Annotated in this window: 14 protein-coding genes; 1 reads left to right on the forward strand and 13 read right to left on the reverse strand. The window is 66.2% G+C overall.

What is annotated here, in order from left to right; translation table 11 throughout:
- Window positions 1-126: 126 nt before the first annotated feature.
- The 13 genes from pnp to rimP all read right to left on the reverse strand — a co-directional run bounded on the left by pnp (window position 127) and on the right by rimP (window position 12,829).
- Window positions 127-2,523, reverse strand: coding sequence for a polyribonucleotide nucleotidyltransferase (gene pnp / locus L8G49_RS18960; protein WP_242187358.1), 2,397 nt, complete (start codon window positions 2,521-2,523; stop codon window positions 127-129).
- Between the two features lie 247 nt (window positions 2,524-2,770).
- Window positions 2,771-3,040, reverse strand: coding sequence for a 30S ribosomal protein S15 (gene rpsO, locus L8G49_RS18965; protein WP_010160983.1), 270 nt, complete (start codon window positions 3,038-3,040; stop codon window positions 2,771-2,773).
- Between the two features lie 21 nt (window positions 3,041-3,061).
- A complete protein-coding gene (gene truB, locus L8G49_RS18970; protein ID WP_242187359.1) occupies window positions 3,062-4,030 on the reverse strand; it encodes a tRNA pseudouridine(55) synthase TruB in 969 nt (322 codons plus the stop codon).
- Complete coding sequence (locus L8G49_RS18975) at window positions 4,027-4,731, reverse strand: site-2 protease family protein (RefSeq protein WP_242187360.1); 705 nt, start codon at window positions 4,729-4,731, stop codon at window positions 4,027-4,029. The genes truB and L8G49_RS18975 overlap by 4 nt, the downstream gene beginning before the upstream one ends.
- A gap of 15 nt (window positions 4,732-4,746) precedes the next feature.
- Entirely contained in the window at window positions 4,747-5,325 is a 579-nt protein-coding gene (locus tag L8G49_RS18980; protein WP_242187361.1) for a thymidine kinase, read from the reverse strand.
- Window positions 5,325-5,717, reverse strand: coding sequence for a type II toxin-antitoxin system VapC family toxin (locus L8G49_RS18985; RefSeq protein ID WP_242187362.1), 393 nt, complete (start codon window positions 5,715-5,717; stop codon window positions 5,325-5,327). The genes L8G49_RS18980 and L8G49_RS18985 overlap by 1 nt, the downstream gene beginning before the upstream one ends.
- Window positions 5,714-5,977, reverse strand: a complete 264-nt coding sequence (locus L8G49_RS18990) for an AbrB/MazE/SpoVT family DNA-binding domain-containing protein (RefSeq protein WP_242140272.1) — start codon at window positions 5,975-5,977, stop codon at window positions 5,714-5,716. The genes L8G49_RS18985 and L8G49_RS18990 overlap by 4 nt, the downstream gene beginning before the upstream one ends.
- 31 nt (window positions 5,978-6,008) lie before the next feature.
- The gene (rbfA, locus tag L8G49_RS18995; protein ID WP_242140273.1) at window positions 6,009-6,410 is read right to left on the reverse strand and encodes a 30S ribosome-binding factor RbfA; all 402 of its coding nucleotides are present in this window, start codon (window positions 6,408-6,410) and stop codon (window positions 6,009-6,011) included.
- Window positions 6,411-6,550: 140 nt separating this feature from the next.
- Complete coding sequence (infB, locus tag L8G49_RS19000) at window positions 6,551-9,409, reverse strand: translation initiation factor IF-2 (RefSeq protein WP_242187363.1); 2,859 nt, start codon at window positions 9,407-9,409, stop codon at window positions 6,551-6,553.
- Window positions 9,406-10,155, reverse strand: a complete 750-nt coding sequence (locus tag L8G49_RS19005) for a DUF448 domain-containing protein (RefSeq protein WP_242187364.1) — start codon at window positions 10,153-10,155, stop codon at window positions 9,406-9,408. Before L8G49_RS19005 ends, infB begins: the two co-directional genes overlap by 4 nt.
- 204 nt (window positions 10,156-10,359) lie before the next feature.
- Window positions 10,360-10,590: a 4-oxalocrotonate tautomerase family protein gene (locus tag L8G49_RS19010; protein ID WP_242187365.1), complete on the reverse strand. Its 231-nt coding sequence runs from the start codon at window positions 10,588-10,590 to the stop codon at window positions 10,360-10,362.
- Window positions 10,590-12,236, reverse strand: a complete 1,647-nt coding sequence (nusA, locus tag L8G49_RS19015; RefSeq protein WP_242187366.1) for a transcription termination factor NusA — start codon at window positions 12,234-12,236, stop codon at window positions 10,590-10,592. The genes L8G49_RS19010 and nusA overlap by 1 nt, the downstream gene beginning before the upstream one ends.
- Window positions 12,236-12,829, reverse strand: a complete 594-nt coding sequence (rimP, locus tag L8G49_RS19020) for a ribosome maturation protein RimP (protein ID WP_242187367.1) — start codon at window positions 12,827-12,829, stop codon at window positions 12,236-12,238. The genes nusA and rimP overlap by 1 nt, the downstream gene beginning before the upstream one ends.
- Before the next feature lie 298 nt (window positions 12,830-13,127).
- Here rimP and L8G49_RS19025 point away from each other — a divergent pair, with 298 nt between their 5' ends.
- Window positions 13,128-14,375, forward strand: a complete 1,248-nt coding sequence (locus L8G49_RS19025) for a PQQ-dependent sugar dehydrogenase (protein WP_242187368.1) — start codon at window positions 13,128-13,130, stop codon at window positions 14,373-14,375.
- Window positions 14,376-14,378 lie beyond the last annotated feature (3 nt).

Raw genomic sequence — 14,378 nt, forward strand, 5'->3', positions numbered from 1 at the left:
GTGAACGGTGCCGCGCGGCGGTTGGATGGCCGTCGACGACAGCGATCGTGCCGCATTTTTCCGGCACATGCAAAAGGGGCCCGGATCGCTCCGAGCCCCCCTTGTGCCTGCGCCCTGGTACGGGTGTCAGTCGCGATCGCCGGTCAGGAAAGCCGGCGCGAACTCGGGCGCGGGGCCGTCGTCGTCGCTCTGCTTGTCGCTGCGCGGGGCGCGCTCTGCGCCACCGGCACCGCCGTCCCGACGCGGACCGCGACCACCGTCGCCGTCACGGCGCGGGCCACGACCTTCGCCACGACCACCGCCGTCACCACGACCGCCACCGCCTTCGCTGCGCGGCGGACGACCACCGTCGCCATCGCGACGCGGGCCACGATCGCCACGGCCTTCACCGCGCGGACGCTCTTCGCGCGCCGGACGGGTGTCCTCGATCTCGGCACCGGTCTCCTGGTCGACGACGCGCATCGACAGGCGAACCTTGCCGCGCGGATCGATCTCGAGGACCTTGACCTTGACGTCCTGGCCTTCGCTCAGCGCGTCCGAGACCTTCTCGACGCGCTCGTTCTTGATTTCGGACACGTGGACGAGACCGTCCTTGCCACCCATGAAGTTCACGAACGCCCCGAAATCGACGAGGTTGACGACCTTGCCGTCATAGATCTTGCCGACTTCGGCTTCCTCGACGATGCCCTTGATCCACTTGATCGCGGCTTCGATCTGCGCGGTGTCGGACGAGCTGATCTTGATCAGGCCCTCGTCGTCGATGTCAACCTTCGCGCCGGTCTGCGCGACGATCTCGCGGATCACCTTGCCGCCGGTGCCGATCACTTCCCGGATCTTCGACTTGTCGATCTGCAGCGTCTCGATCCGCGGCGCGTGGGCCGACAGCTCGGTCCGCGTCGAATCGAGCGCCTTGTTCATCTCGCCGAGGATATGCGCGCGGCCTTCCTTGGCCTGTGCCAAAGCGACACGCATGATCTCGTCGGTGATGCCGGCGATCTTGATGTCCATCTGCATCGTGGTGATGCCGGCTTCGGTCCCTGCGACCTTGAAGTCCATGTCGCCGAGGTGATCCTCGTCGCCGAGGATGTCCGAGAGAACCGCAAAGTCCTTGCCCTCGAGGATCAGGCCCATCGCGATGCCCGAAACCGGACGCTTCAACGGGACACCAGCGTCCATCATCGACAGCGAACCGCCGCAGACCGTCGCCATCGACGACGAGCCGTTGCTCTCGGTGATGTCCGACAGGACGCGGATCGTGTACGGGAACTCGTCCTTCGACGGCAGCACCGGATGCAGCGCGCGCCAGGCGAGCTTGCCATGGCCGACTTCACGACGACCCGGCGCACCGAAGCGGCCGACTTCACCGACCGAATAGGGCGGGAAGTTATAGTGGAGCATGAAGTTCTCGTACGACAGGCCGGTCAGCCCGTCGATCATCTGCTCCGCGTCCTTGGTGCCGAGCGTGGTCGTGCAGATCGCCTGCGTCTCTCCGCGGGTGAACAGCGCCGAACCATGTGCGCGCGGCAGGAAGTGCACCATCGCTTCGATCGGACGGATCTGCGTGGTGGTGCGGCCGTCGATGCGCGTGCCATCCTTGAGGATCGCGCCACGGACGATCTCGCCCTCGAGCTTCTTGACGAGCTTGCCGGCTGCCATCTGGTCCTGCGGGGCTGCATCGGCGAACGCCTCGCGCGCCTTGGCGCGGACTTCGTACAGCATCGTCGAACGCTTGGACTTGTCGGTCACCTTATAGGCGGCGGCAATGTCGGCACCGACGAGCTTGCGCAGCTTGTCCTTGGCGGCGGTCAGATCGCTCTGTGCCGGCATTTCCCACGGATCCTTGGCAGCCTGCTCGGCCAGATCGATGACGAGGTTGCAGACTTCGCGGCACGCCTTGTGCGCGAACTGGACCGCGCCGAGCATGACCTCTTCCGAAAGCTCCTTGGCTTCGGATTCGACCATCATCACGGCATCGCCGGTCGCAGCGACGACGAGATCGAGCTCGCCTGCCTTGATCTGCTCGACCGTCGGGTTGAGGATGTACTCGCCATCGATGTAGCCGACGCGTGCCGCGCCGATCGGGCCCATGAAGGGGACGCCCGAGATGGTCAGCGCAGCCGATGCTGCAACCATCGCCAGCATGTCCGGCTCGTTCTCGCCGTCATACGACAGGACCTGGCAGATCACGTTGATCTCGTTGTAGAACCCTTCCGGGAACAACGGGCGGATCGGGCGGTCGATCAGGCGGCTGGTCAGCGTTTCCTTCTCGGTCGCACCGCGCTCACGCTTGAAGAAGCCACCGGGGATACGGCCGGCAGCCGAATATTTTTCCTGATAGTGAACGGTCAGCGGGAAGAAGTCCTGGCCTTCCTTCACCGACTTCGCGGCGGTCACGGCGCAGAGCACCACGGTCTCGCCGAGCGTTGCCATCACGGCGCCGTCAGCCTGGCGCGCGACGCGGCCGGTTTCCAGCGTCAGCGTCTTGCCACCCCATTGGGTGGTTACGGTCTTGGTATCGAACATGCTTTTTCCTTCAACACCGCCGGCCGGATGCCGACGGGGCCACTGTGCGGACTAACCGGTCCGCGCGGTCTGGAGCGCTTGATCGCTCCCGACGGAAGGGCCGAATTGCCGTTCCCTCTGCACTTCCCCGGCGAAGGCCGGGGTCCAGGTGCGCAACGTCGCTTAAAGGGCCGCTGCGCCCGAACTTGTTAGGCCCGATGTCGGGCCGGAATGCCAAAAGGGGCGACCTTTCGGCCGCCCCCCGGTGTTACTTGCGAAGACCGAGCTTCGCGATCAGGTCGAGATACCGCTGACCGTCCTTGTGACGGAGATAGTCGAGCAGCGAACGCCGCTTGTTGACCATCATCAGCAGACCGCGACGCGAATGGTTGTCTTTCTTGTGGCCCTTGAAGTGCTCGGTCAGGTTGCGAATGCGCTCGGTGAGGATCGCGACCTGGACTTCGGGGCTGCCGGTGTCGCCTTCGACGCGGCCATGTTCCTTGACGAGCGCATCCTTGCGCTCTGCAGTGATCGTCATTTCAGTCTTCCTTCGACATCGTCACAGGTTGAAGCCACGAACGACGCGGACCTCGCGGTCCTGAACCTCCACCAAGGCAACCGGACTGTCGTCCAACGTCGCGAAGTAGGGGCCATCGTCTGCGGCAATCCCGACCAACACCCGCCCCTGTCGGAGCAGCCCTGCCTGATCGGGGGTGAGGGATAGAGCCGGGATGTCGTCCAGCCCCGCCCTCAACGGCAGGAGATTGTGTTCAAGGGTGCGCGCTTGACCGAATTCGGCCAGTTTGTCCAGCGATATCGCGTGGGACAGGTCGAACGGACCGGCCTTGGTGCGGCGAAGCATGGTGACATGCCCGACCGTGCCGAGCGCGATCGCGATGTCGCGCGCAAGGGAGCGGATGTAGGTGCCCTTGGAGACGTGCGCGGTGAGGGTGACCTCCGTCACCCCGGCGGAGGCCGGGGCCGTCACGTTTGGGGCAGCCGGCTCGCCAGATAACCCAGCGGCCCCGGCCTTCGCCGGGGTGACGGTGAGGGCGTGGATCGTCACCCGGCGGCTCGCGAGCACCACCTCCTCGCCCGCGCGGGCGCGATCATAGGCGCGTTCGCCATCGACCTTGAGCGCGGAGTAGATCGGCGGGACCTGGTCGATCGGTCCGGTAAATTGCGCCAGCACCGCCTCGACCGCGGCGCGGGTCGGGCGCACGTCGGACGTCGCGATGACCTTGCCCTCGAGGTCGAGCGTATCGGTCTGCGCGCCGAAACCGATCGTAAAGTCGTAGATCTTGTCGCTGTCGAGCATCCGCCCGGCCAGCTTGGTCGCCGCGCCGAGCGCGATCGGCAGCACGCCGGTCGCGAGCGGATCGAGCGTGCCGCCATGCCCGACCTTGATCCCGCGCTTGCTTGCATCATAGCCCGCCGCGCGCAGCGCGCGCTTCACGGCGGTCACGCCGTCGGTCGACCCGAGCCCGAGCGGTTTGTCGAGGATCAGCCAGCCGTTGATGCCGCTCACAGCCCGCCCAGCCGCGCGAAGCCAAGGAAGAAGTCCGCGACCGCGCTCGCGATCGGGCCGATCAGGCGGCGGACGATATCGGCCTGCGGGCTGATCATCGGCAGCACGAACAGCAGGAACAGCAGCAGCGGGAAACCGAAGCGCGCGAGCTTCGAATATTGGATCGCGGCGGCGCGCGGCAGCAGCCCCTGCACGACATGCCCGCCATCGAAGGGCGGCAGCGGGATCAGGTTGAACACGCCGAGGAACACGTTGACCAACACGAAGCTGTACAGGCTGTCGAACACGAACCCCGCCACCGTATGCGGTGCGCCTTGCGCGGGGATCCCGCCATGCAGCCCGACGAACGCGCCGAGCGCCAGCGCCGCGAACGTCGCCAGCACGAAATTTGTCGCCGGGCCCGCCAGCGCGACCAGCATCATGTCGCGCCGCGGGTTGCGCAGCCGCGACGCATCGACCGGCACGGGTTTGGCCCAGCCGAAGATCGGTGCATGTGCGATCGCAAGCACCATCGGCAGTACGACCGTGCCGATCGGATCGACGTGGCGGAGCGGGTTGAGCGTCAGCCGTCCGAGCCGGTCCGCGGTCGGATCACCGAAGATCCGTGCGACATAGCCGTGCGCGACTTCGTGGAAGACGATCGCGATGACGAGGGGAATGAGCCACACCGCGATGGTGTAGGGCAGGTTGGGGTCGGTCATTCAGGTCCGTTCGGGTCAGGAGGCGGCAAGCGCTTCCCGGAAATGGCGACGACACAGCGCGATGTACAGGTCGTTCCCGCCGATCTCGGTCTGCGCGCCCTCGGCGACCGCGCGACCGTTCGAGTCCATCCGCAGGTTCATCGTCGCCTTGCGCCCGCACGCGCAAACCGATTTGATCTCGATCAGCGAATCCGCAATCGCCAGCAGCCGCGCCGATCCCTCGAACAATGCGCCGAGGAAATCGGTACGCAGGCCATAGGCGAGCACCGGAATACCGTGGTCGTCCGCGAGTTCGGCGAGCTGGTCGACTTGCGCGGCGGTCAGGAACTGCGCTTCGTCGACCAGCACGCAGGCGGGCGGCGTCTCACCCTCGCGCACGACGACCGCGACCAGATCGGTATCGCGCTCGAACGCGATCGCATCCGCGGCGAGCCCTATGCGCGAGGTGATCGTACCCGCGGCAAAGCGATCGTCGATCGCCGCGGTGAGCAGGACGGTGCGCATCCCGCGCTCGCGATAGTTGAAGTCGGCTTGCAGCAGGTTGGTCGATTTGCCCGCGTTCATGCTGGCGTAGTAGAAATAGAGCTTGGCCATCAGGAAAGGGTTTCGATTGCGATGGGGGTATCGGGGCCGGCCTGGGCGACGATGCCGCGATCGAACGTAACGAACGTCTCGGCGACACCGCGCGCCGTGATCAGATGAATCATGTCGGCCCAATCGGCGCCTGCACGGTAGCGCTCGATCGCCCAGCCGATCCCGTCGCGGTCGGCGGTGTGGACGGTCTCAATCAACAGGATCGTGCGAAGGGCGTCGCTGACGACTGCGCGATCCAGTCGCAACCGCTTGCTCAGGACCCAGCCCAGTTCGATCCACACCGTGGTCGGAACCCAAACAGGTTGGCCGATCAGCGCGATCGCCGATGCATATTGCGCGTCGTCATCGGCCAGGATCAACCGCGCAAGAATATTGGTATCGAGTGCTTTCACAGATCGGCATCGTCGACAGCCGCCGACCAGTTCAGCTGTTCCAATGGGACAGGCGCGCCTTCGTGCCGATAGAGGCTCCTCAAGCGTGCGACTGCGGCGTCGACCGTCAAAGTATTGGGCATGGCGCGACGGCGCAGCATTATACCGTCGCCCGTCTCGATCACGTCAAGATCTGTTCCCGGTTGCCAGCCAAGCCGGTCGCGCGTCGCCTTGGGAACGACGACCTGACCCTTTTCAGAAATGCGCGTTTGCAATGTCATTCCTGTAAGATACGTCTTACCGGCGCAAGGGTCAATCTTCGGAGGGCTCCCCCAGGTCGCGCGCAACTTCGGGCTTGCGCAGCAACGCGTCGATGTGGCTGCCCTCGTCGAAGCTGTCGTCAGCCAGGAACTTGAGCTTGGCGGCGTATTTCATCCGCACCTGCGAGGCGACCTCGCGTTGAAGGTACGCGGTATTGGTGCGCAGCGCCTTGAGCACTGCTTCCTCGTCCTTGCCGAGCAACGACTTCATGAACACCGTCGCGTGGCGGAGGTCAGGCGACATGCGGACTTCGGTGATGGTCACCGGATGCTTGGCCAGCGTCTCGTCGTGCACGTCGCCGCGCGCGAGGATCTCGCTCAGCGTGTGGCGCATCTGTTCGCCGACGCGGAGCAGGCGGACGTTGCGGGATTCTGGGGTATCGGTCGGGCGCATATTCTTCTTCCTCCCTCTCCCCTCCGGGGAGAGGGTCGGGGAGAGGGGCAGTCCAGCAGACCAACGTCCGCGTCACTGCCCCTCTCCCGACTTCGCTTCGCTCGTCTGCCCTCTCCCCGCTAGCGGGGAGAGGGAGAAGATTACAGCGTGCGTTCGCGCAGTTCGACTTCGAACGTTTCGAGGAAGTCGCCCGGCTTGATGTCGACGAAGTTCGACGTGAAGGTCACGCCGCACTCCAGACCTGCGCGCACTTCGGCGACATCGTCCTTGAAGCGACGCAGCGAGGCGATCTCGCCCTGGTAGATGATGACATCCGCCCGGGTAATACGCGCCTTGAGCGCCTTGCGGATATTGCCCTCGGTAACCAGCAGACCCGCCGCCTTGCCGTGCTTGCCGGCCGAGAAGACGTCGCGGATTTCGGCGCGGCCGACGACCGTTTCGAACGCCTCGGGTCCAAGCTCGCCCGCCATCCCGGCGCGGATCTCGTCGGTCAGGTCATAGATCACGTCATAATATTTGAACGCGACCTTCTGCCGTTCCGCGATCTCGCGTGCCTTGGCGTTCGGACGGACGTTGAAGCCGATGATCGGTGCGCCCGACGCACCCGCCAGCGTCACGTCGCTCTCGGTGATGCCACCGACGCCCGAATGCAGCACGCGCGCCTTGATGAGATCGGTCGAGATCTTGTTGATCGCGCCCACGATCGCCTCGACCGACCCTTGCGTGTCGGCCTTGACCACCAGCGGATATTCGATCGCCTGCTTTTCCTTGAGCGCCGAGAACATCGACTCGAGGCTGGCCGGGCCACCCCCGGTGCGCTTGTCGGTGATGACGCCCTTGCGGTATTCGGCGACTTCACGCGCACGCGCCTCGCTCTCGACCACCGAGAGTGGATCACCCGCACGCGGGACACCCGAGAGACCGAGCACCTCGACCGGCATCGACGGACCAGCGACCTTGATCTGCTGACCCTTGTCGTTGGTCATCGCGCGGACCTTACCGCTCTCGGCGCCGACGACGAATATGTCGCCGACCTTGAGCGTGCCGCGGTTGACGAGGATCGTCGCGACCGGGCCGCGGCCCTTGTCGAGCTTCGCCTCGATCACGGTGCCCTCGGCGGTACGGTCCGGGTTGGCCTTGAGCTCGAGCAGTTCGGCCTGGAGCTGGATCTTTTCGATCAGCTCGTCGAGACCGGTCTTCTTGAGCGCCGAGACCTCGACGTCCTGGACGTCGCCCGACAGTTCCTCGACCACGACCTCATATTGCAGCAGCTGCTCGCGCACCTTCTGCGGATTGGCGTCGTGCTTGTCGACCTTGTTGATCGCAACGATCATCGGCACGCCGGCGGCGCGCGTATGGTTGATCGCCTCGACGGTCTGCGGCTTGATGCTGTCGTCCGCCGCCACCACGAGGACGACGATGTCGGTCACGTTGGCGCCGCGCTGGCGCATCTCGGTGAACGCTTCATGGCCCGGGGTGTCGAGGAAGGTGATCTTCGACTTGTCCTTCAGCGTGACCTGATAGGCACCGATATGCTGGGTGATGCCACCGGCCTCGCCGCGCACGACATCGGTCCCGCGCAGCGCGTCGAGCAGCGAGGTCTTGCCGTGATCGACATGACCCATGATCGTCACGACCGGCGGACGCGTGACCGCGTTCTCGTCGTGATCCTCATGCGTGTCGTTGGTCAGATCGATGTCCGAATCGCTGACGCGCTGAATATTGTGGCCGAATTCGGTCACCAGCAGCTCGGCGGTATCCTGGTCGATCGTCTGCGTCATCGTGACGGGCATCCCCATCTTGAACAGCGTCTTGACCAGGTCCGCGCCCTTTTCCGCCATGCGGTTGGCGAGTTCCTGGACGGTGATCGCCTCCGGCACCACGACGTCACGGATCTGCTTGGCCTGCACCTCGCGCGGGCCGCCCATCCGGCGGTTTTCCTTCTCGCGAGCGCGCTTCAAGGCAGCGAGCGACCGCGCACGTGCACCGTCGCCATCGTTGAGGGCGCGGTTGACGGTCAGCTTGCCGCCGCGACGCTCGTCACCCTTGCGGTCACGCGGACCGGCACCGGGACGCGACGGCGCTTCGGTCGGGGCAGCCGAGGGCGACCCCGGACGCTTGACGGTGCCAGCGGGCGTCGGCGTTGCCGAAGCCGTGGTTGCAGCAGGCGTCGGCTCGGGTGCCGGCGCAGGCGCGGGCGGCTTGGGCCGCTCGGGCCGCGGAACCGGCGTGAACAGGCGCGGTGCCGGCATCGACGGATCGCGCTCGAGCGACAGCGGGCGCAGCACGGGGGCTGGCGCTGGCGCAGGGGCGGGGGTCGGCTTGGCTGCGACCGGCGCAGGGGCTACGGGCGCCGGTGCGGCCGGCGCAGGCGTTGCCACCGGAGCAGGCGTTGCGGCGACCGGCGCTGCCGGGGCGGCGGGTGCCGCGACCGGAGCAGGCGCTTCGGGCGCTGCAGCTTCGACCGGAGCCGGGGCAGGAGCCGCCTGCTCTGCGACGGGCTCGGGCGTCGGCTCGGGAGCGGGCATCGGCTCAGCCGTCGGCGCAGGCGCCTTGGCGCGTTCCTCGGCGCGGCGACGATCTTCCTCGAGCGCCTCGGCGCGAAGACGCTCGTCGCGACGACGATTCTCTTCCTGCGCCTGCATGCGCGCCTCATCGGCCTCGCGCAGCAGCTTGGTCTGGAGTTCTTGCCGCGACAGCAGCGAGTTGGCGGGCGAAACCGGCGCGGGCGGAGGCGCGCGGCGGGGTTCCGGCGCGCGCGCGGCCGGGGTTGGTGCCGGTGCGGGGGCCGCAGCCGGAGCCGCTGCTTCCTCGACGACGGGCGCATCGACCGGGGTGCCGCCCGGGCCGAGCACGCGGCGGCGCTTCACCTCGACCACGACGGTGTTCGACCGTCCATGGCTAAAGCTCTGCTTGACCTGGCCGGTCTCGACCGTACGCTTCAAGCCCAAAGGCGCGCGCATGCCCAGCTTCGGCTTTTCGTTCTCGGTATCGCTCACTCAAATTCCTCGTGTACGTCGTCTGTCGGCACTCGGGCCAGATCGGCCAGCGGACCGGCGTCTTGGTGAGACGCCGATGCCCCCTGCGAGGCCGTTTCGCAAGGCGCGGGAGTTGGGTCAGGGCCGATGAAATGCAGCCAGCGGTGTAGCGAATCGCGTACGCGTCCGGCGGCATCGGGATCAGTCAGGCCTATATGTACCACATTCTGGCGGCCTAGTGCCACGGCCAATATGGTGCGCGGGACCGGCAGAACCAACCCCCTCAAATCACTTCCTTCTTCATCGTTGCCGATGCGCCAGGCCTGATCGAGTTTACGGTTGCCGTCCGCGCCCGCATCGCAGGCGTGGAGCAGCATGTGAAGCTTGCCGCTGCGCGCCGCGGTCTCGATCTTTTCCGCGCCCGTCAACAGGTTGCCGGTGCGCGCTTCGAGTCCGAGGCGGTCGAGCACGGCGCGTTCGAGCGCGGTGGCGATCTTGTCGGACAGGTCCTCGGGGATCGCGATCGGGCCGGTCTTGAACGCCCGCGCGAGCGCGGCCTTGAGCTTACCCTTGGCGATTGCGGTGTCCAGCTCGGTGCGGGTCACGCCGATCCATGCGCCACGGCCGGGGGCCTTGGCGCGTACGTCGGGGTGGACCGCGCCGTCCGGGGACAGCGCGAGGCGGACAAGCGTCTCGCGCGGGGCGCGCTCACCGAGGAGGATGCAGCGGCGGATTGCGCCGGTGGGATCTTCTGGAGTGTCGTTCATTACTTAAGCCCCTCCCCTTCAGGAGCGGCGGGTGAACAGCGCCCCGCGCTGTTCAGGTCATGCTGGGAGCATGACCGACCCGACGCTGGGTTGGGGGTGGGGCGGGCCTCGCAGAGACCTGCGCCCGGTACAGCCCCACCCCAACCCCTCCCCTGAAGGGGAGGGGCTAAGAAGAGGCCCAGGACTAAGTGGATCGCTAGCGAGTCATTGCGAGGATTCCGCATGTGCGTCCTCCTGCAACTTAGGGACATCGCGGTCGGCGATCAGAAGCCCGCCCGCGCCGTAATTCTCGGTCGACACTTCCTCGATCACGATCTGCACCGCAGCCGGGTTCTTGCCCAGCCGCTCGACCAGCGACCGGGTGACATCCGCGACGATCCCGGACTTCTGGTCCTTGGTCGCGGTGCCCGAAATGCGGATGCTGACGAACGGCATCAGGCGTCCTTTTCCTCCGAAGCGTCGGCAACAGGCGCTTCTTCAGCCTCGACCTCGGCTTCCTCATCCTCGAACCAGTGCGCGCGTGCGGCCATGATGATCTCATTGCCCTGCGCTTCGCTCAGGCCATACTCGCCGAGCACGCCACCCTTGTCCTCGACGCGCTTGGGTGCATCCTCGGCGCGGCGGCGCTGTTCCTGGCGCTTCTTCTGGATCAGCTCGTCGGTCGCCAGATCGGCGAGGTCGTCGAGCGTCTTGATCCCGGCCTTGCCGAGCGTGACCAGCATCGCCTCGTTGAGATGCGGCAATGCGGCAAGCGCGTCGTCGACGCCGAGCGAACGGCGCTCGTCGCGGTTGGTCTGCTCGCGGCGATCGAGCGCCTCGGTCGCGCGGCTCTGGAGCTCGGCGGCGAGATCGTCGTCAAAGCCTTCGATCGACGCGATTTCGTCGACGCCGACATAAGCGACTTCCTCGAGGCTGCCGAAGCCTTCGGCGACCAGCAGCTGCGCGAGCGTCTCGTCGACGTCGAGTTCCTTCTCGAACAGCGCCGAGCGCTCGACGAATTCCTTCTGGCGCTTCTCGGAGGCATCCGCCTCGGTCAGGATGTCGATCGCCTTGGCGGTCAGCTGCGACGCAAGCCGCACGTTCTGGCCACGACGCCCGATCGCGAGCGACAGCTGATCGTCGGGAACGACGACCTCGATGCGATCCTCTTCCTCGTCGATCACGACGCGCGACACGGAGGCCGGCTGGAGCGCGTTGACGACGAAGGTCGCGGTGTCGGGCGACCACGGGATGATGTCGATCTTCTCGCCCTGCATTTCCTGGACGACCGCCTGGACGCGGCTGCCCTTCATGCCGACGCACGCGCCGACCGGATCGATCGAAGAGTCATGCGAGATGACGCCGATCTTGGCGCGCGAACCCGGGTCGCGCGCAGCGGCCTTGATCTCGATGATGCCGTCGTAAATTTCGGGGACTTCCTGCGCGAACAGCTTCTTCATGAAGTCGGGGTGCGCGCGGCTGAGGAAAATCTGCGGCCCGCGGTTCTCGCGGCGGACGTTGAGGATCAGCGAGCGGATCCGGTCGTTGACGCGGACGACTTCGCGCGGGATCTGCTGGTCGCGACGGATCACGCCCTCGGCGCGGCCAAGGTCGACGACGACATGGCCGAACTCGACGCGCTTGACGACGCCGGTGATGATCTCGCCCATCCGGTCCTTGAATTCTTCATACTGACGCTCGCGCTCGGCGTCGCGGACCTTCTGGAAGATGACTTGCTTGGCGGCCTGCGCGGCGATGCGGCCGAATTCGATCGGGGGCAGCGGATCGACGATATAGTCGCCGACGACCGCACCCTTCTGGAGCTTCTCGGCTTCCTTCAGATTGACCTGCTTGAAATAGTCATCGACCGCCTCGACCACTTCGACGACGCGCCACAGGCGGAGATCGCCGGTATTGGGGTCGAGCTTCGCGCGGATGTCGTTCTCGGCACCGTAGCGCGCGCGGGCGGCGCGCTGGATCGCGTCCTCCATCGCCTCGATGACGATGCCCTTGTCGATCATCTTCTCGGTGGCGACCGCGTTCGCAATCGCGATTAGCTCGGCGCGGTTGGCGGTGACGCCGGAGGTTGCTGGGGTGGCCATCAGTTATGTCCTTCTTCGCGGTCGGCACCCTCGGGCGCGTCCATAGCTTCGTCGTCGTGTTCGATTTCTTCTTCGTCCGCGCCGTCCATCGACAGCGGGCGAGTCGCGGCGATCAGCGCGTCGGTCAGCACCAGCTTGGCGGTGTTGACCTGCGCGAACGGCACGTCGAGCTCGCCATGCTTGGCGAGATAGATCGCGATGCGGTCGTCGGTCACGCCCTTGAGCGTGCCGGTCAGCACCTTGCGGCCCTCGATCGGCGCGAGCAGCACGATCCGCGCCTCATGCCCCGCCCAGTCGCTGAAATCCTTGAGCCGGGTCAGCGGCCGGTCGATCCCGGGGGACGACACTTCGAGCCGATATTCGTCCTCGATCGGATCCTTGCCCTCGAGCTCGAGCGCATCGAGCACGTCCGAGATGCGGCGCGACAGTTCGGCGCAATCGTCGATCGTCAGCTGGCGCGTGTCGGGGCGCTCCGCCATCACCTGGAGCGTGAGATCACCCTTGCCGCCGAACAGCTTGACGCGCACGAGATCGAATCCGAGGGCCTCGGCTTCGGGGGCGACGAGCGCGGTCAGGTCGGGCGTTTCGGTCAAGCGTGCGATATCCTTGGCAATGGGCTTGGCAATGGTCAAAGCGGTTCGGCGCCGGAACCGGGGGGCTCCAGCCTCTTCATCCAATGATGTAGAGAATAGCGGCGATATAGTCGGATTGCGGGGGGCTGGCAAGCGGCTGTGATGCGCGATCGTGCGCGGAGCGGTTAGCGTTTCGGGAAGCCACGCACGGGATTTCGATCGACCCGTCCCGGCAGTCCCGTGTAGCAAGACCCTGTACAGGCGTGGAACCACTCCGCGGCGACGACAGTATGTGTCTAAGACCCCAGGAGAATCGCCGATGCTGACGTCCCGTGCACCGCTTGCCCTGCTGCTGGCGGCCACCGCCTGTTCGGGGTCGCCGCAGCAATCCACCGCCGCACCCGCCGCGACCCAGTCTTCGCCGACGTCGCCCGCATCGTCCGCACCGGCACCGGCATCGACCATGGCCCCCGTCACGAGCCTGCCCGACGACGCGCCCGACGCGACGGTCAAGAATGTCGCGGCCACGACAGGCCACGCCAATACCAAGGAAACCGCACCACCATTCGCGATGCAGACACTTGGCCAGTTCGAGGATCCGTTCGCGATCGCGTTCTTGCCCGACGGGTCGGCGTTCGTCACCGAGAAGGCGGGCAAGATTAAGCTGCGCCGCCCGGACGGATCGATCGCCGACATCACGGGGGCGCCCAAGGTGCTGTTCGACAATCAGGGCGGATTGCTCGACATCGCGCCCGCCCCTGATTTCGCGACGAGCAAGCTGGTCTATATCAGCTATTCCGAACCGCGCCCGGGCGGGAGTAGCCTGGCGCTCGCACGCGGGCTGTTTACCGGGACCGCGCTGGTCAACCTGCAGGTGCTGTGGCGCGCGGGGAGCGACGGGGTCGGTGGCCAGTTCGGTGCCAACATCCTGTTCGCGCCCGACGGCAAGTCGCTCTACCTTTCCTCGGGCGAGCGTCAGCGCTTCACGCCGGCGCAGGATCCGGACCAGGCGATCGGCAAGATCCTCCACTTGACGCTCGACGGCAAACCAGCGCCCGGCAACCCGATGGCATCGGCGGGCGGGGTCCGTGCACAGACATGGAGCAGCGGGCATCGCAACCCGTACGGCATGGTCTTCGCGCAGGACGGTACGCTGTGGGAAGTCGAGATGGGGCCCCGCGGCGGCGACGAGCTCAACGTGATCCTGCCGGGGAAGAATTACGGCTGGCCGATCGTCTCGAACGGCGACAATTATTCGGGCAAGCCGATTCCCGATCACCCCAGCCGCCCCGATCTCGAGGCCCCCAAGCTGTGGTGGAACCCGTCGATCTCGCCCGGCGGGATGATTGATTATACCGGCGCGATGTTCCCCGAGTTCCGCGGCAATTTGTTCATCGGCGCGCTGTCGGGCGAGGCGCTGATCCGCGTGACGCTGGCGGGCAATACCGCGAAGGTCGCGAACCAGTATAAGATCGGCGAGCGCGTCCGCGATGTCGCGCAGGCCCCCGATGGCGCGATCTGGCTGCTCGAGGATGGCGGCAAGCTGGTACGGCTGGCGAAGAAGTGAGGC

The organism is Sphingomonas sp. CARO-RG-8B-R24-01 (genome assembly GCF_022662295.1).
Classification (GTDB): Bacteria; Pseudomonadota; Alphaproteobacteria; order Sphingomonadales; family Sphingomonadaceae; genus Sphingomonas.

Coding starts and splice junctions, on each gene's coding strand:
- pnp (WP_242187358.1), bottom strand. CDS start 2,523: ATGTTCGATACCAAGACCGTAACCACCCAATGGGGTGGCAAGACGCTG.
- rpsO (WP_010160983.1), bottom strand. CDS start 3,040: ATGACGATCACTGCAGAGCGCAAGGATGCGCTCGTCAAGGAACATGGC.
- L8G49_RS18975 (WP_242187360.1), bottom strand. CDS start 4,731: ATGACCGACCCCAACCTGCCCTACACCATCGCGGTGTGGCTCATTCCC.
- L8G49_RS18980 (WP_242187361.1), bottom strand. CDS start 5,325: ATGGCCAAGCTCTATTTCTACTACGCCAGCATGAACGCGGGCAAATCG.
- L8G49_RS18990 (WP_242140272.1), bottom strand. CDS start 5,977: ATGACATTGCAAACGCGCATTTCTGAAAAGGGTCAGGTCGTCGTTCCC.
- rbfA (WP_242140273.1), bottom strand. CDS start 6,410: ATGCGCCCGACCGATACCCCAGAATCCCGCAACGTCCGCCTGCTCCGC.
- L8G49_RS19005 (WP_242187364.1), bottom strand. CDS start 10,155: ATGAACGACACTCCAGAAGATCCCACCGGCGCAATCCGCCGCTGCATC.
- L8G49_RS19010 (WP_242187365.1), bottom strand. CDS start 10,590: ATGCCGTTCGTCAGCATCCGCATTTCGGGCACCGCGACCAAGGACCAG.
- nusA (WP_242187366.1), bottom strand. CDS start 12,236: ATGGCCACCCCAGCAACCTCCGGCGTCACCGCCAACCGCGCCGAGCTA.
- L8G49_RS19025 (WP_242187368.1), top strand. CDS start 13,128: ATGCTGACGTCCCGTGCACCGCTTGCCCTGCTGCTGGCGGCCACCGCC.